Annotated in this window: 14 protein-coding genes and 1 pseudogene; 10 read left to right on the top strand and 5 right to left on the bottom strand. The window is 74.3% G+C overall.

Features of this window, described 5'->3' with window-relative positions; all coding sequences use genetic code 11:
• The 3 genes from G6R25_RS25260 to G6R25_RS30580 all read left to right on the top strand — a co-directional run.
• A partial coding sequence (locus G6R25_RS25260; RefSeq protein ID WP_205447143.1) for a hypothetical protein occupies window positions 1-199 on the top strand: 199 nt, incomplete at its 5' end.
• Between the two features lie 346 nt (window positions 200-545).
• The gene (locus G6R25_RS30585) at window positions 546-1,511 is read left to right on the top strand and encodes a serine/threonine-protein kinase (RefSeq protein WP_419469367.1); all 966 of its coding nucleotides are present in this window, start codon (window positions 546-548) and stop codon (window positions 1,509-1,511) included.
• A gap of 50 nt (window positions 1,512-1,561) precedes the next feature.
• The gene (locus G6R25_RS30580) at window positions 1,562-2,749 is read left to right on the top strand and encodes a PASTA domain-containing protein (protein WP_419469366.1); all 1,188 of its coding nucleotides are present in this window, start codon (window positions 1,562-1,564) and stop codon (window positions 2,747-2,749) included.
• A 109-nt stretch (window positions 2,750-2,858) separates the two neighbouring features.
• On the opposite strand, the gene G6R25_RS15065 is transcribed toward G6R25_RS30580, so the two are convergent.
• Window positions 2,859-3,746 carry an SDR family NAD(P)-dependent oxidoreductase gene (locus G6R25_RS15065; RefSeq protein ID WP_235948542.1) on the bottom strand — a complete coding sequence of 296 codons (888 nt, stop codon included), beginning with the start codon at window positions 3,744-3,746 and terminating at the stop codon, window positions 2,859-2,861.
• Window positions 3,747-3,983: 237 nt separating this feature from the next.
• Between G6R25_RS15065 and G6R25_RS15060 the strand changes: the two genes are divergently transcribed.
• A complete protein-coding gene (locus tag G6R25_RS15060; RefSeq protein ID WP_163553462.1) occupies window positions 3,984-4,577 on the top strand; it encodes a TetR/AcrR family transcriptional regulator in 594 nt (197 codons plus the stop codon).
• Window positions 4,578-4,638: 61 nt separating this feature from the next.
• Here the strand turns inward: G6R25_RS15060 and G6R25_RS15055 are convergent.
• A pseudogene (locus tag G6R25_RS15055) lies at window positions 4,639-5,820 on the bottom strand (thiolase family protein).
• A 53-nt stretch (window positions 5,821-5,873) separates the two neighbouring features.
• The gene (locus tag G6R25_RS15050; RefSeq protein WP_163553461.1) at window positions 5,874-6,269 is read right to left on the bottom strand and encodes a Zn-ribbon domain-containing OB-fold protein; all 396 of its coding nucleotides are present in this window, start codon (window positions 6,267-6,269) and stop codon (window positions 5,874-5,876) included.
• Window positions 6,270-6,673: 404 nt separating this feature from the next.
• On the opposite strand from G6R25_RS15050, the gene G6R25_RS15045 reads away from it, so the two are divergent.
• The 6 genes from G6R25_RS15045 (at window position 6,674) to G6R25_RS15025 (ending at window position 11,835) form a co-directional block, all read left to right on the top strand.
• Entirely contained in the window at window positions 6,674-7,147 is a 474-nt protein-coding gene (locus tag G6R25_RS15045) for an Lrp/AsnC family transcriptional regulator (RefSeq protein WP_163553460.1), read from the top strand.
• Window positions 7,148-7,586: 439 nt separating this feature from the next.
• Entirely contained in the window at window positions 7,587-8,363 is a 777-nt protein-coding gene (locus G6R25_RS27285) for a glycosyltransferase family 39 protein (protein ID WP_235948540.1), read from the top strand.
• Window positions 8,364-8,642: 279 nt separating this feature from the next.
• Window positions 8,643-9,518, top strand: coding sequence for a hypothetical protein (locus G6R25_RS27280; protein ID WP_235948537.1), 876 nt, complete (start codon window positions 8,643-8,645; stop codon window positions 9,516-9,518).
• 200 nt (window positions 9,519-9,718) lie between these two features.
• Window positions 9,719-10,045, top strand: coding sequence for a hypothetical protein (locus tag G6R25_RS15035; protein WP_163553459.1), 327 nt, complete (start codon window positions 9,719-9,721; stop codon window positions 10,043-10,045).
• A complete protein-coding gene (locus tag G6R25_RS15030; protein WP_205447141.1) occupies window positions 10,042-10,902 on the top strand; it encodes a neutral zinc metallopeptidase in 861 nt (286 codons plus the stop codon). The genes G6R25_RS15035 and G6R25_RS15030 overlap by 4 nt, the downstream gene beginning before the upstream one ends.
• An 84-nt stretch (window positions 10,903-10,986) precedes the next feature.
• Window positions 10,987-11,835, top strand: coding sequence for an SAM-dependent methyltransferase (locus tag G6R25_RS15025; protein ID WP_163553458.1), 849 nt, complete (start codon window positions 10,987-10,989; stop codon window positions 11,833-11,835).
• 182 nt (window positions 11,836-12,017) lie between these two features.
• Here G6R25_RS15025 and modA read toward each other — a convergent pair whose 3' ends face one another.
• Window positions 12,018-12,824, bottom strand: a complete 807-nt coding sequence (gene modA, locus G6R25_RS15020; protein ID WP_163553457.1) for a molybdate ABC transporter substrate-binding protein — start codon at window positions 12,822-12,824, stop codon at window positions 12,018-12,020.
• Window positions 12,825-12,931: 107 nt separating this feature from the next.
• Window positions 12,932-13,137: hypothetical protein (locus G6R25_RS25255; protein WP_205447140.1), on the bottom strand; the 206-nt coding region annotated here is incomplete at its 5' end.

Raw genomic sequence — 13,137 nt, 5'->3', positions numbered from 1 at the left:
CACTCACACCCCGCAACAATTACCCAACCTCACAAATCGACGCCGGGAATGGCTCAGTGCGTCCAGCAGTGCGTTCGGCAGCGGGGCCGGCCGGAAGGGGGGTACCCGGCGCAGGGACTCCGACTACCCGTTCGTGGGACGTGCGAGCTATTGCCGGTCCGGGGCCGGCGGATCGACGGCGGGGGAGCGTTCCCCGTGATTTCCGTCAAGGTTTCTGCTGGTCTGCCGGGTGATGAGGTATCGGCCGGGAAATGCGCGGCGGCCCAGGTGGCAGTAGCCCTGAGGCCACAACGGTGACCGGGCCGGCAGCGCCCCCCGGGAGCAGGCCGGCCGGGCAGCCACGCTGGCCTTTTCGGGCCCCTGCCTCGCCGCCGCGGGGCAGTTGCGTCGGTGACAGGGGGAGGCCGTCGGCGGTCGACGGACGCGGGGGAAGCGCGCCGTCGGCGGTGTCGAGTTCGCGATAAGGATGACCGGGAGGACGATCGGTCACCGACAATTCAGCAGGCGCCCTGTGCCCGATTCCCGCTCGGCCGTAGGGAGGAATGGTGGATTCGCGCGAAAACGTCGGCGAGGTGACCGAGCCGCGGGAAACAACGACCGGGCTCACCACCCGCCCGGACCCGCTGCGCCCCGGCGACCCGCACGAACTCGGCGATTACCGGCTTCTCGGCCGCCTTGGCGAGGGCGGCATGGGCACCGTCTTCCTCGGCCGCAGCCGTGACACCGGCCTGGTCGCCGTGAAGGTCATCCGCGCGGACGTCGCCCGCATTCCCCGCTACCGTGAGCGGTTCCGGCGCGAGGCCGCCGTGGCCCGCCGCGTCGCCCGCTTCTGCACCGCGGAGGTTCTCGACGTCGTCGATCCCCCGGACGGGCAGCCGTACCTCGTCACCGAATTCGTTGACGGCCCGACGCTGGCCCACGCCGTCGCCACCCATGGCCCGCTGGGTTCGGCCGACCTGGAGCGCGTCGCCGCGGCCCTGACCGCCGTCCACGGCGCGGGCCTGGTGCACCGCGACCTCACCCCGGCCAACGTGCTGCTCTCCCCGCTGGGTGCACGGGTGATCGATTTCGTGCTGGCCCGGGTCACCGACGAGGCGCCCAGCGGGCCGTCGGGCCGGGTCGCGGGAACCCCGGCGTTCATGGCTCCCGAGCAGGCCCGCGGCGAGACCGTGACGAGCGCCGCCGACATCTTCTCCTGGGGCGGCCTGGTGATCTTCGCGGGCAGCGGGCGCAAGCCGTTCACTGAAGGGCCGACGTCGGCCCAGCTGCGCCGACTCCAGCACACCGACCCCGCGCTCGGCGACCTCGACCCGGCGCTGGCCGCCGTGATACGCGCCGCGATGCGCCGGGACCCGGCCGGCCGGCCCACCGCCGAGGAGCTGCTGCGCCGCCTCGTCCGCCCCGGTGACGCAGCAGAGACGATCGTCACCAGCCCGCTGGACACCGGCCGGGTCCGGGCACGTCACCGCCTGCCGTGCCTGCCGCGTCCGCCGCCCGCCTGCCGGCGGTGAGCCGGTCGCAGGCGGCGCCGAGGCCTCGCTCCGCGGGGATTGGGGCGGGGATGCGGCCGGGTTTTGCGACGGGGGTGGCGGTGGCCCCGCCCGTGCCGCTGCCCGGCGGGGCGTCCGGCCGGCGACCGGCCACTGATCCGGCCACCGATCCGGAGACCGGCTCGGGGCCCGGGCTGGGGACCGGCTCGCTGGACCTGATGCTGGCCGGCGCGGCCGGCCCCGCAGGCGATCCCGGGCCGGCCGGCCGGCCGGCCCGGCAGCGGCGGGTGCGGCTGCTCGCCGCCGTGGTCGCGGTGGGTGCCGTGATCGCGGCCACGCTGGTGGTGATCGGCCTGCTCGTGCACGCCCACGGCGGGTCCGCCGGGGCCACCGCCACGGCGTCCGGTCAGCTCGCCGTGCCCGGTGGACCCGCCGGCCGACCCGACGGGAAGGCGACGGGCCGCGCCCCCAGCCCCGCCGCCACCCGAACCGCCACCCGGGCGACCGGAGACCAGGTAAGCGCCACCTCTCCCGCCACGCCGACCGATCCCACCGATGCCTCGCCGGCCACCGACCGGGTCGCCGTCCCGGACGTGCTCGGTGAGCAGGCCGCGGCGGCGGAGTCCGCCGTGCGCGCCGCCGGCTTCGCCACGGTCGAGCGCGCCTACCGGTCGGGCAGCAGCGCCCGCGGCACCGTCGTCGCGATCGACCCGCCGGCCGGGACGACGGGCGCCCGCGCCGACACCGTCACCCTGACCGTGTCGGCGGGTCCGAGTACCGTCACGGTGCCCGAGGTCGTCGGGCTCGGCGCCGACGACGCCCGCGCCGCGTTGCGCGCCATCGGCCTCACCGTGGTCGAACGGGTCAACTCCGGCCCGTCCGCCGCCGACGCCGGTCAGGTGGACGCCGTCGCGCCGGCCGCGGGCACCCGGGTGGCGGCCCGCAGCTCCGTCACCATCACCGTGGTCAGCGACACGGTGGCCGTGCCCGACCTGCACGGCCGACCGGCGGGTGAGGCCGAACGGACCCTGACCGACCTGGGTCTCACCGTCGTCCAGCAGCCCCGCGCCGGCGGCGAGCCACCCGGCACGGTTGTCGGGCAGACCCCGGCGGCGGGCGGCGTCGCCCGCGGGTCGACCGTCACCGTCGTCGTCGCCCGACCCGCCGCAACCGACTTGCCGAGCCCACCCGGCACACCCGGGGGAGCGGGCCCGTCCGCCTCGCCCCGGGCGACGCCACCCCTACCGCTCGCCCCCTGAGACCGCCGCCCGACCGCCCGCCGCCCGACCGCCGCTCGCCCGCTCGCCCGACCGACCGACCGCCGATGCCGTCCCGGTCGGATGCCGCCCGTGGGCAGGTCGGCGCCGGTCAGCCGGCCAAGGTGGCGAGGCTGACGTCCCACAGCCGGGCGGCCGAGCGCGGGTCGAGGGCGTAGTCCGCCACCCCGGTGCGGCTGCCCGGCTGGTTCGGCCCGGCCTCGTTGCAGTCCTCGAAGTACCGGCCGCTGACCCCGTCGACCAGCGGCGACGCGGCGAGCAGCACCGACGTCGACGCCCCCTGCCCGGGTGTCTTCCAGGAGATCCCCCCGCCGCCGCCGCTCTGGGCCCGCAGCCGGTCGAGTTCGGCGTCGGTGACGTGGCGCTGCAGCTTGGTGCGGATGCCGCCGGGCATGAGCGCGTTGACGGCGATGCCGTCGTCCGCCCACCGCCGGGTCGCCTCGACGGCGAACAGCACGTTGGCCGTCTTCGACTGCCCGTAGGCCGACCACGGCTCGTACGGCCGCTCGAGGAAGTGGATGTCGTCGAACCCGACGTCGGAGCGCAGGTGCGCACTGGAGCTCACCGACACCACCCGCGCGCCGCCGGCCGCGGCCAGCGCCGGCCGCAGGCCCGTCGCCAGCGCGAAGTGCCCCAGATGGTTGGTGGCGAACTGCAGTTCCCAGCCCTGCGGCGTGCGGGTCTCCGGCGAGGCCATCACCCCGGCGTTGTTGACGAGGATGTGCAGCGGACCCTGCCAGCCGTTGACGAACGCGGCGACGGAGGCGGGCTGCGCGAGATCCAGCGGAGCGACGGTGACGTGGGCGTTGCCGGTCGACGCGGTGAGATCGGCGGCCACCCGGGCACCGGCGTCGAGGTCACGGACCGTGATCGTGACCTGCGCGCCCGCCGTGGCCAGTGCCCGGGCCGTCTCGACGCCGATGCCCGAGGAGGCGCCGGTCACGACGGCCCGCCGGCCGGACAGGTCGACCTCCGCCAGTACCTAGACCGCGGTCGAGGTCGCGGAAAACGGCGTGGTGATCAGAGTGCTCACAGTCAGATCCTTACTATGTGCTCGACGGAATCGGGTGGGAACCCGGTTGATATGATGGCGGTGGCAGGCGATCGCGGCGACGACCCACCCGGGCCGTGGCGCGTCGGTGTCCGTAGCGCTCGAACAGTCCCGGTGGGGCGATGCTTCCCGGCCGCGGTGATCCCGGCCGCGGGGAGGAGAGCGATGCCGGCACAGGGCAGGACCAGGCCGCTGCGGGCCGATGCCCGCCGCAACCGCGAGCAGGTTCTCGGCGCCGCCCTGCGGGCCTTCTCCGCCGCAGGGCCGGGCGTGCCGCTGGAGGCCGTCGCGAAGGACGCCGGCGTCGGCATCGCCACCCTCTACCGGCACTTCCCGACCCGCGAGGCGCTCGTCGAGGCGGTCTACCGCGCCGAACTCGGCCGGCTGTGCGACGCGGCGCCGGCGCTGCTGGGCCGTATGGCACCGGACGCGGCCGTCCGCGCCTGGATGGACGCCTTTCTCGACTACACCACGGCCAAACGGGGGATGGCGGACGCGCTGCGGGCCGTCATCGCCTCCGGTGGCGACCCGTTCGCCCACACCCGCGAGCGGATGGTCGACGCCGTCGCCTCGCTGCTCGCCGCCGGTGCCGCCGCCGGGACCGTGCGCGCCGACGTCGACCCGGTCGATGTGCTCACCGGCCTCGCCGGCGTCACCCTCGCCGCCGGCGAACCCGCCCAGCGCGCGCAGGCGGGGCGCCTGCTGGACCTGTTCATGGACGGCCTGCGCCCCCGCCCCGCCCCGCCGCAGCGGCCCTGAGCCCACCCGCGGTCGCACCGACCGCACCGCAACCGGCGGCATCCCCGGGGCGGGGGGCGGATCAGGCGGCGGCGCGTTCGAGGATGTGCACCCCGCAGGCCGAACCCAGCCCGATCACGTGGGCCAGGCCGACGCGGGCGCCGGGGATCTGCCGGTCGCCGGCCTCGCCGCGCAGGTGGGTCGCCACCTCCCAGATGTTCGCGATACCGGTCGCGGAGATCGGGTGACCCTTGGACTCCAGCCCGCCGGAGACGTTCACCGGTGTCGACCCGTCCCGCCAGGTCGCGCCCGAGTCGAAGAAGTCCACCGCGCCGCCCTCCGGGCAGAGCATCAGGTTGTCGTAGTGGACCAGTTCGGCGGTGGCGAAGCAGTCGTGCAGCTCGACGAGGTCGAGGTCCTCCGGGCCGACTCCGGCGGTGTCGTAGGCGCGCCGTGCGGCGTTGCGGGTCAGCGTGTTGACGTTCGGCAGCACCTGGCAGGCCTCCTCCCACGGGTCGGTGGTCAGCACCGAGGCGGAGATCTTCACCGCCCGGCGGCGCTGCTCGGGCGCCAGGGTCTTCAGCGCGGCGCCGGTGACGAGGACCGCCGCCGCCCCGTCACAGTTCGCCGAGCACATCGGCCGGGTGTTCGGGTAGGAGATCATGACGTCCTTCATGATCTCGTCCAGGGTGAACCGGCGCTGCTAGGAGGCCAGCGGGTTCAGGGTCGAGTGGGCGTGGTTCTTCTCGGAGATCCGGGCGAACAGCTCGAAGCTCGTGCCGCCGTAGCGGTGGCCGTACTCCATGCCGATCTGGGCGAAGACCCCGGGCATCGTCTCGGTGCCGATGCGCCCGTCGAGCGGGCCGATCGCGCCGAACCGGCCCTGCGGCGACCAGGTGGCCGAGTCGCCCACCCGCTCGCCGCCGGCGAGCTTCTCCACGCCGATGGCGAGCCCGAAGTCCGCCTCCCCGGCGCGCAACGCCATGTGGACGACGCGGATCGCGGTCGCCCCCGTCGCGCAGGCGTTGGCCACGTTGTAGACGGGGATCCCGGTCTGGCCCACCTGCTTCTGTAAGGCCTGGCCGATCCCGCCGCCGCCGCGCAGGTTGCCCGCGGCGAGGATACCGATCTCCCGCATCGTGATCCCGGCGTCCGCGATGGAGTTCATGGTCGCCTCGGCGGCCAGGTCGATCAGGTCGGAGTCGGGATGCTTGCCGAACCGCGTCATGCTGATGCCGAGAATCCAGACGTCGTCGCTGGCCATGGTCGTCTCTCCTGCCGAAGATGTGGGGCGGGTTCCCGGGACGGGAGCGGACTTCACCGACGGGGTTCGAACCCGAAGCTGATGGCCTCGGTGCCGGCCTGGTCGACGCCGACCGCGGTGAGCGCGAGGCGGACCTTCATTCCCAGGCGCACCGCCTCGGGCGTGGGTGCGACGTTGATGAGATTGGCGCGCACGCTCGTGCCGGCGCAGTCCACCGTCGCCGATACGAACGGCACGGGCACGCCCGGGGCGGCGTGGGCGACGATCGTGAACGCGCGCACCTCGCCCTCGGTGGGAACGTCCACCTGCGTGAAGGAGGTGCCGAAACAGCTCGCGCACGCATTGCGCCGGTCGAAGAAACGTGCGCCGCACGCGGTGCATTCGCGGGCGACCAGATGCGGGCGCTCACCGAGGACCAGATAGTCGACGAACGGAACGGGCTGCGGCACGGGCGGTGCTCCTCACGGGTCGGGAACCGTCCCCGGCCGACCGACCGGTGGACGCGCGGGCGGTCCGCGGCAGGGACGCGGCCGCCACCAGCCACCCCTTGTCGGCTTACCATCCACCCCGGACAAGCGGCAACCGGTCCGTGACCCGGCTACGGGGTCACCCCGCCGCCCGCCCGGGCCCCGCTGCGCCTGCCCGCGGCGCACCACATGCCGTCCGAAAACGGCTTGAGACACGCGGGAGCGCGGAATCGTTCCGTGTGCGTTTTCCCTGGTCGCGGGATCCCAACGCGGCAGACGCTCGGCACAACCTGCCCGATACCCGGACATGTTGCTACGATGTCGCGGCCATGCAACAAATGCTCCGCGGGCGGGTCATCAATGCCCTGACGGCGAGGAGAATCGGCTTGGACGAGCTCGACCGGGCCTTGTTGCGCCTGTTGCAGCACAATGGCCGGCGGACCAACCGGGATCTCGCCCTGGCCACCCACGTGGTGCCCTCGACCTCCCTGCAGCGGGTGCGCTCGCTGGTGGAACGGGGCATCATCAACGGCTTTCGTGCCGAGGTCGATCTGGCCGCGATCAGCCGGCCGGCGCAGGCCCTGATATCCGTGCGGGTCCGCCCGCCCTCCCGGATGGTCATCGAGGCTTTCCGCGCCTGGGCGGCCGACCTCTCCGAAACGGTCAGCCTGTTCTCCACGACCGGCACCTTCGGTTTCCTCCTGCACGTCGCGGTGCCGGACGTCGACGGGCTCTACAGCCTGGTCATCGACCGGCTCACCGCTCGGCCCGAGGTCTTCGACGTGCAGACCAGCCTGGTGTTCGATCACCGCCGGTCGGCCGCGATCGAGCCGATCGAACCGGCCGGCCCCATCGAATAGCGGCCCGACAGGCCCGCCGGGACGGCGGGCGAGGATGGTCCGCCACGTTCGGGTGCCCCTCTTTACCGGGGTGCTGATTCGGCGGGGCCGGTGCGGAGGCAGGGCACGACGGGCCGGTATCGGCCGATTTTGGTGGTCCCTTCGGGGGTACCGGGCGTGCCGCCTGCAGTTTCCGATGGTTCCGGGCGCCGCGGGTCGGTCCTCGACAGGGCGCGCGGAGTCGTGCCGCCCGCACCCCCGCGAAATGCACAGAATGGTGCCCCCTACGCTAATGGGACGATATGCCGGTTGGTACTGCGAAGGCGAAGTCGGCGGGACGCGGTTGCCGATCTAGCCAGCGTGTGGCGCCGGTGATGCGGTTCCCAGATGGGATGGGGCGGGGGAGATGGGCGCGGATTCACCACCGTGGGCACGATCGCCGAGACCGGCGGTCGGCCCGGTGACGACGGCGGACGCCACGTCCACGCAGATCCCCGTTCCGCGTCGGCCCGGGCCGGGACCGGGGCCCGCTTCGGCTGGTCGGATGTTCCGCGGGCAGCGGTCGGGCCTGGGACGGCGGCTCGGTGGACGGTTGCGCGGGCCCGGCGGGCCGGCCTGGTCGCGCCCGGCGCTTGCCGTCGCCGTGATCTGCGCCTGTTCGTTCACGGCGAGCCTCGTCCTGCAGGCGACGCTGTACCGCAACGGCTCCGGCGACGCCGACGAGGCCGCCTACGTCCTGCAGGCCCGGATGCTGCTCGACGGGCACCTGACCCTGGACGCGGCGACGATGGAGCCGTTCTTCCGGCCCTGGCTGACGGGCGAGCACGACGGCCGGCTGTTCACCAAGTACCTGCCGGGCTGGCCGGCGCTGCTCGCCGCCTCGCAGGCGGTGTTCGCCACCATGGCCGTCGCGCCGGCCCTCGTCGCCGCCGGCTGGGTCGCCGGGACGTACCGGCTGGCCCGCGAGCTGCTCGACGACGCGGCCAGCGCCGTGCTGGCCGCGGCCCTGCTGGCCGGATCGCCGCTCGTCGTCGTGCACACGGCGCTGCCGCTGGCCTACGCCTGCGGCGCGGCCACGCTCACCCTGGCCAGCGCGGCGCTGCTGCGCGGGGCCCGCACCGGCGCGCGGCGCTCGCTGCTCGGCGGCGGGGCGGGCGTGGGCTTCACGCTGCTGCTGCGCCCCTTCGACGCGGTGCTGGTGCTGGCCGGGGTGGTCGTGTTCGCGGTTACGCCGTGAGCCGCGGGCGATACCTGCGCGGGTCGGCTGGGCGGTCCTCGGCCTGGCGCCGTTCGTCGCCGTGCTGCTGGCCTTCTGCCGGTCGGTCACGGGCTCCGCGCTGCGGATGCCGCTGTCCGCGTCCGATCCGCTGGATCGCTTCGGCTTCGTCCCCCGGCGGATCCTGCCCTCCGAGCCGACGTTCGCCTTCACCCGTCACCTCGCGCTGCGTGCCCTGCAGCAGACCTGCACCGCCGCGCCGGGCTGGCTGTTCGGCGGCGGGCGCAGCGGCTGCTGCTCGTGGCGACGGTGGCCGCGGTCGGCGGCGGATACCTGTTCTGGTGGGGTTCGGCGTTCGCGATGCCGGGGCTGCGCGACGGTCTCGGTCCGCACTACCACCTGGCCGCGGTGACGCCGGTCCTGATTCTCGCCGCCGACGGCGCCCGCCGGCTGTGGTCGGCCGCCGCAGCCCTGCCGCGGGCCGCCGTACTGCGGCCCGCCGCGGCCGGCGTGGCCGCGGTGGCGATGGTCCTGCTCACCGCGTCGGCCGTGCCCGGCAAGGTCGACGGGCAGCGCTGGGTCAACGACCGCAACGCCTTCCTCGCCGCCCTGCTCCCCGACACCTACCCCGCCCTGGCGGTGGTCGTCGTGACGCCGCAGGTGCCCAGCCGGTACACCCAGGTGCCGTACCAGACGCTGCGTAACCGGCCGGACCTGAGCGGGGGGCGTGCTGTACGCGGCCGACCTCGGCCCCGCGACGGCGACCCTGCCCGACCGGGTGCCGGGGCGGGCGCTGTACCGGCTGCGCCCGGACGAGATCGTCGACCCGGCGGCGCCCGCCAGCTTCTACGGGTCCTTCACCGCTCTGCGTCAGGTCAGCGGCGAGCGGATCGCGGTGCACCTGACCGCCCGCCTGCCCGCCGGCGCCGCGGCGGGCGCGTCCGCCTACGTGCGGCTCGGCGCGGTCACCCGGACCTTTCCGGCGACGCCCCCCGCCGGGCACCACATCGAGGCGACGATCGTGGTCACCGCCGGGGAGCCGGCCGGCGTCGGCGAGATCGGCGCCGGCGCGGTGACGCTGCCGGGGGAGCTCGTCGTCGGGCTCGTCCAGCCGACCGCCGCGGGCCCCGCCCGCTGGGAGGAACGTATCCCGCCGGCCCGCCACCGGCGCACTGACTCTACTCACCCCCGGACTGGGCTGGCGCACGGTGCCCGGCCGCGCCCCGGCGGGATGGCTGCCCGCGCCGGTCCGTCCCACCCTCGCCGTCGCCGTCGGCCTGGACTGATCCGGCTCGCGCGGGGCCGGTGCCGAGGCGGCGGCCCGACGTCCCCCGATCGGGCCGGTGCCACCACCCCCCTTACCGGCCCATCGACCGGTGATAGTGCTCACCGCCGCGACCGCCCTGCTCGGCCTCGCGACCCTCGCCGCGGTCACCGTCATCACCCCGGGCTCCCACGAGCTCGCCGCCGCCGTCGTCGTCGCCGGGCTCCCACCTGCGGTCATGAGCCCCTTCGCGGTCGCTCTACCTGCGGTTATCCGGGTCGCCGCGGTGGAACGGCCGCGGCGGCGGCGGGGACGGGGGTGGCGGGCGTCCGGGCGGTCCCGGGCCCGCTGCGCGCCGCGGGGCAAGGACGGTCCTCCCTCGATCACGGTCGCGGAGACGGTGACGAATCACCGGAGGGGTAGATCGCCTCTACGTTGACCGTCGTGCGGGTCATCTGGGCGGCCTTGGCCGCGATCGTCATGTCTGTCGGCTTGCTGGCCGGCTGCAACGCCGCTGCGACCGGTGGTCCCCTCAACGCTGCCGGCGGCGTCGGCACGAGCAGTGCCACCGGCGGGGTGTCGGCGGGAGCCGACAGCGGCTCGCCGGCCGGCGCAGGCGGGGCGCTGAGCGCCGCCGCGACGGCGTCGGGCTCATCCTGCGGCGGCAAGGTCACCAACGTGCAGGATGTCGACCGGCTCGTCAACGAGCCGGTCGGCTGCCCCGGCGCGCTGAACACCTTCTGGCACGGCGAGCTCGGCGACGCCTGGACCGCGCCGCGCTTCGTCCCTTATCACGACGGTGAGGTACCCGACGACGCCTGCGGCCGCGAGGTCAACGACCCCCGCCAGTTCGCCGACAACGCCCTGTACTGCACCCTCGACGACACCGTCGCCTACAGCGTCGACTTCCTCGACGAGCTGACCCAGATCGGCGGCCCCACCTACCCGCTGTTCGTCCTCATGCACGAGCTGTCCCACCGCGGCGACCGCATCGGCGGGAACCTGGGGGTCGTCACCCGCGCGGAGGAGAACCAGGCCGACTGCTTCGCCGGGCGGCAGGCCTCCGCCGCGCACGACGCCGGGCGCATCGCCGTCACCGATGCCCTGCAGGGCGCCCTGCTGTTCTACAGCCTCGGCGACACCAGCGGCGGCTGGTTCAGCCAGGAGCCCGCCAGCGCCCCCGACGCCCACGGCTCGCCCCGCCAGCGCGCCCAGGCCTTCGCCTTCGGCTACCTGCGCGACAGTGCCACCTGCCACCGGATCGGCAAGTCCGAGACGGGGGATGTGTCGTTCTGACGGCCGGTCCCCGCCCCGCCGCAATCGGTGACGTTCGGTAACCATCGGTTCGGCCGGGCTGCGCCCATCGCCTTACGGTGAGTCATGACCTTCAGGGCTGCGTCCGATCAGATCGAGGTTCCCGCCGGGGTGGGCCTGACCGCCGTCGGCATGGCGTGGGTCCGGGCCCGGGAGAGCGCGCGCCACGACCGGCTCTTCGACGACCCCTACGCCGAGGCGTTCGTCGAGGCGGCCGGGGGCGCCGGCGCCGTCACCGGCCCCGCCGCCGTGTTCCTCCACTTCCTCGACGTGGTGGCCTCCCACGGCGTGCACCGCACCCGCTTCTTCGACGACTACCTCACCCGCGCCGCGGGGGAGGGCTACCGCCAGCTCGTCCTGCTCGCCGCCGGCCTGGACACCCGCGCCTACCGGCTGTCCCTGCCCGCCGGCATCCGGCTGTTCGAGGTCGATCTGCCGGAGATGGTGACGTTCAAGCAGACGGTCCTCGACGCCCGCCACGCCACCGCGCAGACCGAGCGCATCACCGTCCCCGCCGACCTCGCCGGCGACTGGGCGACCGCGCTGACCCACGCCGGCCTGCGCACCCGGGAGCGCACCGGCTGGCTCGTCGAGGGCCTGCTGCCCTACCTCGACGCCGACCAGGCCGCCCGCCTGCTCACGACCATCGGGGAGCTGTCCGCCCCGGGCAGCCTGCTGGGCTTCGAGTACCAGGCCGCCGACACGTGGCTGATCGACGAGCTGCGGGTCACGCCGGAGCTGGCCGAGTTCGCGAGGCTGCTCAAGGGCGGCCTCGACGAGCCCGCCGTCGGCTGGCTGTCCCGCCACGGCTGGCGGGTGCTGCACACCCGGCTGCGCGCCGACCTCGCCGCCGCGGCCGGCCGCGACGCGCCCGGCCCGTTCGCCGACGGATTCCTCATCGCCTCCCGCCGCTGACCGCCGTCCGCCGCCTCCCTGCCGCCGTCCGCCGTCCGCCGTCCGCCGTCCGCCGTCGCCTGCCACTCGCGGCCGGGGCCACACATGGCGACGGCCACGGTTCCCCGGAGATGATCTCCTCGGGGAACCGTGGCCGAGTCCCGCCTGCCGACCGGTGCGACCTGCGCCGGTCGGGCCGCGGGTCAGGGGGCCTGGAAGCCGGCCGCGGTCAGCACCGCCTCGCCCTTGTCGGAGGTGACGTAGTCCTCCCACGCCTTGCCACCGGTGGCGTTCTTGCCGCCCTTGAGCGTGGCGATCGGGTAGTCGTTGATGGCCTTGGCCGACTCGGGGAACTCGATGCCCGTCACCTTGTCGCTGGCGGCCTTCGCGTCCGTGCGGTAAACCAGCGCCGCGTCGACCTCACCGAGGGTGACCTTCGACAGGGCGGACTTGACGTCCTGCTCCAGGGTGACGGGGGTCAGGTTGGTGCCGGCCGCGGCCAGTGCCTTCTTGGCCGCCGCGCCACAGGGCACCGCCTCGGCGCACAACGCGACCTTCACGCCCGGCTTCACCAGGTCGGGCAGGTCCTTGATGCCCTTCGGGTTGGCCGTCGGCACGGCGATGACGAGCTGGTTGCGCACGAAGACCTTCGGCACCGAGGAGTTCTCCCCGGCGTCGGTGACGGTCTTCATGGTGGCCGGGCTCGCCGCGGCGAACACGTCCGCGGGCGCGCCGGAGGTGATCTGCGTGGCCAGCGCGGAACTACCCGCGAAGGAGAACTTCACGGTCGACCCCGGGTTGGCGGCCTCGAACTGCTTGCCCAGCGTCGTGAACGTTCCGGTCAGCGACGCCGCGGCGAACACGGTGACGGTGCCCGTGACGCCGCTGGAGGCACTGGTGGTGGCCGGCGCCGGCGTCGCGGCCGTGCCCCCGTCGCTTCCACACCCGGCGGCGAGCAGTCCGGCACTGGCCACGACCGCCAGCGCCGTCTTCACCCTGCGAAATCTCACGTATCCCCGTCCCTAGGCACCACGGCCGGTCGCCGACGCCCTAGCGCGCACGGTCGACCGCCTCATACGAACGTCCACTGTTGGCTGTGCGGTCGGGCGTCTCGGTGTCACCCACTGTCACCGAGTCGACCCATGGCGACCCCGTCGTCGCCGCGAGCGCCGAGCCGTGCGGAGTACTCCGACGGCGACGGCACCCGCTCGCACCTGCGGAAGCCGCTGGTGGGCGATGCCGCAGATGCGAAACTGGATGCATGATAGTGCCGCTTGTACGTTCCGGCCAGGTGGGGGTGCTTCAGGCCCATCCGCAACTGCG

Origin of the sequence: Candidatus Frankia alpina, assembly GCF_902806485.1 — a bacterium.
GTDB classification, from domain to species: Bacteria; Actinomycetota; Actinomycetes; order Frankiales; family Frankiaceae; genus Frankia; species Frankia alpina.
This window is presented reverse-complemented; position numbering and strand designations above follow the sequence as displayed.

Coding starts and splice junctions, on each gene's coding strand:
- G6R25_RS30580 (WP_419469366.1), top strand. CDS start 1,562: ATGCGGCCGGGTTTTGCGACGGGGGTGGCGGTGGCCCCGCCCGTGCCG.
- G6R25_RS15060 (WP_163553462.1), top strand. CDS start 3,984: ATGCCGGCACAGGGCAGGACCAGGCCGCTGCGGGCCGATGCCCGCCGC.
- G6R25_RS15025 (WP_163553458.1), top strand. CDS start 10,987: ATGACCTTCAGGGCTGCGTCCGATCAGATCGAGGTTCCCGCCGGGGTG.